1 protein-coding gene is annotated in these 593 nt (G+C 54.5%); it reads left to right on the plus strand.

Annotation, left to right across the window (positions count from 1 at the left end; all coding sequences use genetic code 11):
- Positions 1 to 593 (plus strand): IS110 family transposase (locus IBT47_RS26815; protein WP_200564290.1); only part of this gene is annotated, 593 nt, incomplete at both ends.

Genomic DNA, 593 nt, shown 5'->3' on the forward strand with positions numbered 1-593 from the left:
GTTACCCGACCCAATATGCGCTTTGTCCAGGTTAAAACCGTTGATCAGCAGGCTGTTATCGCCCTTCATACGGAGCGGGATATCATCATCAGGGAACGGGTCGCCTGTACGAACAACCTGAGGGCCATGCTGGCTGAATTTGGTTTTGTGATGGCCACGGGCAGAACATCGCTGAATCAGGGCGTTCCGGAAATTCTTGAAGACGCAGAGAATGAGCTGTCTCCGTTCGTACGTGCCAGCGCATCACGGCAGATGGCGCATATTGATGCGCTGGAAGACCAGCTGGTGCTAATCGAACAGCAGCTGAAGTCGTGGGCTGAAACACAGGAAGCCTGTAAACGAGTGACAAAAGTACCCGGCGTTGGGCTGCTGACGGCAACGTATGTGGTCGCATCAGTAGGTGACGGAAAGCAGTTCAGCAGTGCAAAACAGTTCTCAGCCTGGATGGGGTTAACGCCGCGTGAACACTCGAGCGGCGGCAAACAGCGGCTGGGAGGCATAAGTAAACGGGGAGATGGCTACTTCCGTTACCTTCTGGTTCATGGTGCCCGGGCGGTTGCCTCGGTAATTGAACGACACAAAGAAGAGATGGT

It is taken from the genome of Erwinia sp. S43 (genome assembly GCF_016624745.1).
Taxonomy (GTDB): domain Bacteria; phylum Pseudomonadota; class Gammaproteobacteria; order Enterobacterales; family Enterobacteriaceae; genus Erwinia; species Erwinia coffeiphila.